The 3,505-nt window shown below is 64.1% G+C and carries 3 protein-coding genes; 1 reads left to right on the top strand and 2 read right to left on the bottom strand.

Annotated elements, in window-relative coordinates; translation table 11 throughout:
* Nucleotides 1-131 precede the first annotated feature (131 nt).
* The gene (tsf, locus tag ACTIIH_RS14265; RefSeq protein WP_101553675.1) at nucleotides 132-959 is read right to left on the bottom strand and encodes a translation elongation factor Ts; all 828 of its coding nucleotides are present in this window, start codon (nucleotides 957-959) and stop codon (nucleotides 132-134) included.
* Nucleotides 960-992: 33 nt separating this feature from the next.
* On the bottom strand, nucleotides 993-1,892 hold the full coding sequence (gene rpsB, locus ACTIIH_RS14260) for a 30S ribosomal protein S2 (protein WP_441452570.1): 900 nt from the start codon (nucleotides 1,890-1,892) through the stop codon (nucleotides 993-995).
* A 551-nt stretch (nucleotides 1,893-2,443) separates the two neighbouring features.
* Between rpsB and ACTIIH_RS14255 the strand changes: the two genes are divergently transcribed.
* Nucleotides 2,444-3,505 (top strand): D-alanyl-D-alanine carboxypeptidase family protein (locus ACTIIH_RS14255; protein WP_441452568.1); only part of this gene is annotated, 1,062 nt, incomplete at its 3' end.

Here is a 3,505-nt window from a genome sequence, read left to right as displayed (position 1 = left end):
TCGGGCGTCTGGGTCAGTCTAGCGAAAAACGGGGTCGGACCGATTGGTCCGACCCCGCTTCGCCGGTGAGTTCTCACTCACTCGGTGAACCTGGGAAGCAGAGATCAGTCTGCTTCACGGTCAGTGGTGCATCAGGCTCCGACGCGGAAGCGCAGGAAGCCGGTGGCCTTGACGCCGGCAGCCTCGAGAACCTTGGCCACGGACTGCTTGGGATCCTTGGCGAATCCCTGGTCGAGCAGGCAGTTCTCCTTGAAGAAGCCGTTGACGCGACCCTCGATGATCTTCGGCAGAGCCTGTTCGGGCTTGCCTTCGTTCTTCGCGGTGTCTTCGGCGATGCGACGTTCGTTCTCGACGAGATCGGCGGGAACGTCTTCGCGGGAGAAGTACTTCGGAGCCATGGCGGCGATGTGCACGGCGACATCGTGTGCCACGGTCTCGTCGTCACCCTCGAATGCCAGCAGCACACCGACCTGCGGGGGCAGGTCCTTGTTGGTGCGGTGCAGGTAGGAGGCGATCTTGGAGCCTTCGACGCGGCCCACGCGACGCAGTTCGACCTTCTCGCCCAGCGAAGCACCCGATTCGGTGATGAACTGGGAGACGGGCTTGCCGTCGGTCTCGGCGGCGAGCAGCGCTTCGGCCGAATCGGCCTTGTTCGCCACGGCCAGTTCGAGGACCTCTTCGGAGAGCTTGACGAACGGTTCGGACTTCGCCACGAAGTCGGTCTCCGAGTTGAGCTCGATCATGGTGCCGACTCCGCCTTCGACGGAGGTCGCGACCAGACCGTCGGAGGTCGAGCGGCCTTCGCGCTTGGTGGCGCCCTTGAGGCCCTTGATGCGCAGGGCCTCCATGGCCTTCGTCTGGTCGCCGTCGGCCTCGTCGAGAGCCTTCTTGACGTCCATCATTCCGGCGCCGGTCTTCTCGCGCAGTGCCTTGATATCAGCGGCAGTGTAGTTTGCCATTCTTTCTCCTCAGGATGGTGGAGTTAAACGAAATCAGGACTCGGTCGACTCGGTGGAGTCGGCGGCAGGAGCAGCTTCACCGTTCTCGGCGTCAGCCGCAGGAGCAGCCGCAGCGGCGTCGGCAGCCGGAGCGGCAGCCTCGGCGGGCTCCTCTTCGGTCTTGCCTTCGAGGAGCTCGCGCTCCCATTCGGGCATGGGCTCGACGGCGGAGACGTTCTTCTCTCCGCTGGCGTCGTCCGAGGAATGGCGGGCGATGAGGCCCTCGGCCACGGCGTCGGCGACCACGCGGGTCAGCAGCGAGACCGAGCGGATGGCGTCGTCGTTGCCCGGGATCGGGTAGTTGACGTCGTCCGGATCGCAGTTGGTGTCGAGGATGCCGATGACCGGGATGCCCAGCTTCTTGGCTTCGTCGACCGCGAGGTGTTCCTTCTTGGTGTCGACGATCCAGACGGCCGACGGGGTGCGCTGCATGTCGCGGATACCGCCGAGGGTCTTCTCGAGCTTGTCCTTCTCGCGACGCAGAATGAGCAGTTCCTTCTTGGTGTGCGAGGAACCTGCAACGTCGTCGAAGTCGATCTCTTCGAGTTCCTTCAGCCGGCGCAGACGCATCGAGATGGTCTGGAAGTTCGTGAGCATACCGCCGAGCCAACGCTGGTTGACGTAGGGCTGGCCCACGCGCTGAGCCTGCTCAGCGATGGATTCCTGGGCCTGCTTCTTGGTGCCGACGAAGAGGATCGAGCCGCCGTGGGCCACGGTCTCCTTGACGAATTCGAAGGCGTTGTCGATGTAGCCCAGCGACTTCTGCAGGTCGATGATGTAGATGCCGTTGCGTTCGGTGAAGATGAAGCGCTTCATCTTCGGGTTCCAACGACGGGTCTGGTGTCCAAAGTGTACGCCGCTGTCGAGCAGCTGGCGGATGGTGACGACGGCCATGCCGACGCCCTCCTTTCTGTGCACCCTCGGGGTGCTTTTACGTCACGCGCGCGTCGATCGTTCTCACAGCGAACCTTCTCAGGTCCACGTCGTTCTGATCGACGGGATACGTCGATGACATTTTCGGTTGATTCCTGGTACCCGGTTCGTCCGCCCCACAGGCATACCTGACGGCTGCCTGCACCACGGGAAGGAGAAGAATTCGGATACGCGTAGTCAGAAGACACGCTTCTGCTGGGCTCAAGTCTATCCCGGTTGGGCAAGTCATTTCCAATCACGATCGATCCCCCGCCGAGGCGGCCCACCGATCCGGATCATCGCATCGACTCGTGCGTCGACGGGTGTGGATCGCTGGGCGAGTCGAGCGCCGGAACGCACGGTCCCTTCGGTCGTGGGGAGCCGGATCACAGTGGTCTACGTGCACTCGACCACCGCTTCCTGTGGGACTGGCGTGCGACTCGAACGTTCGCGCCTTGTGGATGGACGAAGTCCATCCACAGGGGTGATGCTCACGGGTGACACGACCGCGCACAACGGGTTTGCATGCTCCCATGACTCACTTCGCGCTCGACCACATCCGCCTGCTGTTCCGCCTCCGAGCGAGACGCTCAAGCCTGGGCTCACCGCAGTCACTGCTTCTTGCCGTGGTCGTCGCAGCGGCACTTGTGCTCACGGGCACTCCCCCGACGGCGAGCGCCGCCACGGGACCCGCCTCGATTTCTGCGCACACCGCCCCGCACAGGAGTGCACCGACGAATTGGGTCACACCCGTTCCGGCGATGGAGATCATCGAAGCCTTCGATCCTCCGGACAAGCCGTGGCTGGCCGGCCATCGCGGAATCGACGTGCTCGCAGTTGTTGGCGAGCCGCTGCGGGCACCGACGGGAGGGACGATCCGCTTCGCCGGCACGGTGGCGGGGACTGCGACCGTCAGCATTCTCACCGAGTCCGATCACGTTCTCACCTTCCAACCGGCCGCGACGACGTTGAATGAGGACGAAGACTTCAAAGCTGGTGAGCAGATCGGCACGGTAGGCGCTGGTGGCCACTGTCAGCGCTCGTGCCTGCATATCGGAGCGTGGCCGACCGCGAGCGAGAAGAGGTACATCGATCCGGGCAAGTTCTTCGGTCAGGAACAGTCGGCATTGCTGCCTCTGTCGCGGAAGCCAGCGAAAGAACCGAGAGGAGGCGGGGATTCGACCGCCTCCGGTGCCGGAGCGTGGGGCGGCCACCGCAATGGGCGGATTCCCGCCTCGGCGATGTGTGCGTTGGAGTCGGCTCCCGGGCAGATGCTGCGCTGCGATGCTCAAGCGGCTTTCGATCGGCTCTCGACAGCGTTCGAGGCTCGGTTCGGTGCCCCGATCTCGGTCACCGACGCCTACCGGGACTACGCCACGCAGGTGGTCCTCAAACGACGGAAGGGGCGGATGGCGGCGACTCCGGGAACGTCAAACCATGGGTGGGCACTGGCGGTCGACCTCGGCGGCGGGATCAATTCCTTCGGCACCGCACAGCATCAGTGGATGCGGGCGAATGCGCCGAAGTTCGGGTGGATCCATCCCGGCTGGGCACGGCAGACGGGATCGCTGCCCGAGCCCTGGCACTGGGAATTT

It is taken from the genome of Brevibacterium sp. (genome assembly GCF_052105255.1).
Lineage (GTDB): Bacteria > Actinomycetota > Actinomycetes > Actinomycetales > Brevibacteriaceae > Brevibacterium > Brevibacterium linens_B.
Note: the sequence above shows the minus strand (reverse complement) of the source record. Positions and strands in the feature narration are given on the sequence as shown.